The 3,447-nt window shown below is 29.9% G+C and carries 6 protein-coding genes; 3 read left to right on the top strand and 3 right to left on the bottom strand.

Translation table 11 applies throughout. From position 1 onward, the window contains the following. Positions 1-284 precede the first annotated feature (284 nt). A complete protein-coding gene (locus tag FTU17_RS17010) occupies positions 285-581 on the bottom strand; it encodes a hypothetical protein (protein ID WP_180001877.1) in 297 nt (98 codons plus the stop codon). A gap of 42 nt (positions 582-623) precedes the next feature. On the opposite strand from FTU17_RS17010, the gene FTU17_RS17005 reads away from it, so the two are divergent. Next, the gene (locus FTU17_RS17005; protein WP_180136114.1) at positions 624-1,385 is read left to right on the top strand and encodes a YodC family protein; all 762 of its coding nucleotides are present in this window, start codon (positions 624-626) and stop codon (positions 1,383-1,385) included. Between the two features lie 162 nt (positions 1,386-1,547). Here the strand turns inward: FTU17_RS17005 and FTU17_RS17000 are convergent, their stop codons facing one another. Next, entirely contained in the window at positions 1,548-1,829 is a 282-nt protein-coding gene (locus FTU17_RS17000; RefSeq protein ID WP_180136112.1) for an addiction module antidote protein, read from the bottom strand. Then, positions 1,830-2,132, bottom strand: coding sequence for a type II toxin-antitoxin system RelE/ParE family toxin (locus FTU17_RS16995; RefSeq protein ID WP_000286964.1), 303 nt, complete (start codon positions 2,130-2,132; stop codon positions 1,830-1,832). A gap of 194 nt (positions 2,133-2,326) precedes the next feature. Here FTU17_RS16995 and FTU17_RS16990 point away from each other — a divergent pair, with 194 nt between their 5' ends. Further along, positions 2,327-2,983, top strand: a complete 657-nt coding sequence (locus tag FTU17_RS16990) for a hypothetical protein (protein WP_180136110.1) — start codon at positions 2,327-2,329, stop codon at positions 2,981-2,983. A 59-nt stretch (positions 2,984-3,042) separates the two neighbouring features. Beyond that, complete coding sequence (locus FTU17_RS16985; RefSeq protein ID WP_180136108.1) at positions 3,043-3,381, top strand: hypothetical protein; 339 nt, start codon at positions 3,043-3,045, stop codon at positions 3,379-3,381. The last annotated feature ends 66 nt before the right edge of the window (positions 3,382-3,447 follow it).

Genomic DNA, 3,447 nt, shown 5'->3' with positions numbered 1-3,447 from the left:
GCGTACAAAATTGGTGAATTTTTATCCCAAGAGTTGTCCGCAGAAATTGGGGATAGTTTCGGGATGGGGCGCATTGATAAGCCAGAGAAAAATGACAATTTGATTAAATATTGATCAATTTTATTGGCTAAAAGTTACAGTTTTGCTTAAAAAGAAACCGACTTGTTTCCAAGTCGTTTTTTTGTGGTTTTTTAGGGGGATGAAAATTTTTTAACTATATGAAAAACAAAGATATTTTAAAAAGCATTTCGTATAACGCCCATTATGTTAAATAAAAAAGAATTTTAAGAAGAAATTAGATTTAACAGTCGAAAATCAAAAGAATCCGAAACTGGTTCTTTACCTTGAAACCAAATACAATCTAAGGAAATTTGGATAGCCTCGATAGGTAAATCATCAATTTTAATATCTATTTTTTCTGCTAAATACTTTTTTAATTCAGTATTATTTAGATGAGTAGGTAGTTGACTGATTGAATAATATTTACCGTTTCCTTCTATCATATAAATAGAAATCGATTCTACTACCAAATTAGGACTACCTGAATTAAGTTGTACTATAGATCCTTGTTTAATTAACACTTTTTAGCACTCCTACTTAATGATTGGATAATAAACAGATACATGAATACAATTTATTTTTTAAAAAATTATTCATCTCTTTCAAAAAGATTCGATGAAGGACCATTTCGATTCGAAAGAGTATATCTTGATCTTTATAGTCGAGATGAAGATGATGATACTGAAGATGAAAATATAGAATTCGATGAAACTCATTGTTGTTTCGAATTGAATATAGCTAATAAGATATATGAGTTTGTCTCAATTAATACAAATAAAAGTTATTTAGTTTGTGAAAGGTGCTTAGTTTCAGATTTTATTAGTAATGAAGAAAACATAAAAAAAGTAGAAAAAATTAAGAATGATCAGGACTTCTTAAAAGAAAATAATTTAAAAATAGGCATAGTTGTACAGTTAAAATCAAAAGAAGGTCCTCTTATGACTGTTGAATCAGTCATAGACAACAAGATTCTATGTTTTTGGTTTGTAGGAACAAAATTATTTAGGGGGGAGTTTAGTCCTTTAGTATTGGTTAGTATAAAAAAAAACAGCCCTTTAGAAATAAATAACCTTGAAGAAATAGCTAAAAATATGAAAAATAAGCTAATTAAAGATAGATATTTAGAACAAGAAAGTGCTGCTATTTGGTTAGAGCAAATATACGGTGAAGCTGCGGTATATATTAATCAGTACGGTAATTTGGCTATAAACAAAAGTGTTTTAAAGGCATTTGAAGAAATAACTTCAACAAATGTAGTTTGGGATAAAGTGAATAAGTTATGGCGATTAAGAGAAAGTGGTGATTCTAATCCTAGAGGACAGTAAAGAGATTAAAGTAACATAATACATATTATGGGAAGCGGACTCATTGATTTCTTAAGAATTACTAATTTTTTTGATACTTTATAGTTTCCCTAAAATTAACATAATACACCTTATACGAAATTAAAAAATGGAGCCTAAAGCTCCATTTTTTAATAACTTTTTTTAAATTGCTAAGCGTAAATTCAGTGCTTTTACAACTTTAATCACAGTATCAAAACTAGGGTTAACATCACCAGAAAGTGCTTTATAAAGACTTTCTCGGCCTAAGCCTGTATCTCGTGATAATTGAGCCATTCCTTTAGCTTTTGCAATGTTACCTAAAGCCTTTGCAATGAATGCGGCATCGCCATTAGATTCTTCAATACATGCTTGTAAGTAAGCCTGCATATCATTCTCTGTTTTAAGATGCTCAGCACTGTCCCATTTGCGAAGTTTAATAGCCATTTATAGCTCCTCCTCTAAATCTTGTGCCAATTGCAGGGCAAGTTTTATATCTTTACTTTGCGTAGACTTATCTCCGCCTGCTAAAAGAATAACAACCCTTTGCCCTTGCTTGCAGTAATAAATCCTATAGCCTGGCCCAAAGAAGAAACGTAATTCAGAAACACCTTCACCGACCGGCTCAGTATCTCCAAAGTTTCCATCTTCAACCCGATCAATTCGGACTTGTATGCGTCTTTTTGCCTGCTGGTCTTTTAACTTGGTGAACCAGTCATCAAAGACTTCAGTGGTATATATTGAGTACATAAGTAGAATGTATCCTATAGGATACATTTATGCAAGAAATAAACTTGATATTTGGGGCTCGAAACGGTGAATTTCGTATAACCACCATTATGTTAAATAAAAATGAAAACTTATTTTCAACTTTAAATTTTAAAGCTGTTGACTTCTTTCTATAAATTAATTAAATTTAATTTAACTTTTAAAAGGTGATAATCATGAGTCTCATAAAAAAACTTCACAATAAACAAGCTACGGAAACCAAAATGATTTCAACATCAGTAAAAATCCCTCAAGTTATGGATGAAATAATTGCAGATTTAGCTGTATTTTTTGATTCAACTAAGCAAGAAGTAATTCTTGATCTATTATCTGATGCAATAGATAACTATAAAGCTGAAGAAAAAAAGCTTTTGGAACAACAAGAAAATGAGATTGATGAGGATGAAAATAGTTCTATAACTAATCAAGAAAATATTGCTATTAATCATAATTATTTTCTTTTAAATACTTGTAAACGGTATTCAATAGATGATCATCATTTCATGATTAATAATGGATATGCGGCTGCATTTGATGATGGATATAAACAACAAATAGAACGAATTAAAAAAGGAGATGTTGTATTTTTATATGCTAACGGAAAAGGGATTTCAGGCTACGGTATAGCATCAGGTCAAACCATAAAAATTGAGCATGATGGTGTACCTGAAAATTGCTACTATCAAGTGCTAGAGGACTATCAACTACTAGATACGCCTTTAAAAGCAAAAGATATTCGAGACATTTGTAGTAGAACTCCAGTATTTTTAAAGACACTGTCTAAAATCAATGAAAAAGATGGTCAGATTATTTACAATAATTTGAATAATTAATTATATAAAACAGCCAATTAGAATTAATTGGCTGTTTTAATTTAGGGATAGGATCAAAAATGAAGATAGGTATTTTTTGGTTTTATAGCGATAAAATTATAGGCATTGCGCATGAATTTAATTCTAATGAAAAGGATTCTATTGGGTTAATTGATAGTAAATATACACATGTGGAATATTGGGAGAGAATCAAAGCAGATATCCCTGAATTACGGTATATGGAATATGATGAAGTTCAAAGGGGAAGAGTTATTTTTGATATCAATAAAAATAAATTGATTATTTATCTAGATAAGAAATTATTAATTAAAGGTAAGGTGTCAAAAATTTGTGAGTTTTTTGATGCTGAATATGATGTGAATACAGTATTACGCTTAGATCCTCATTATAGAACTTAACAGAACACTAAATTTTGATTAGAAAGATTTTCTAAAATTAACATAATACACCTTATACGAAATGCT

The organism is Acinetobacter sp. YH12070 (genome assembly GCF_013419625.1).
Lineage (GTDB): Bacteria > Pseudomonadota > Gammaproteobacteria > Pseudomonadales > Moraxellaceae > Acinetobacter > Acinetobacter amyesii.
This window is presented reverse-complemented; position numbering and strand designations above follow the sequence as displayed.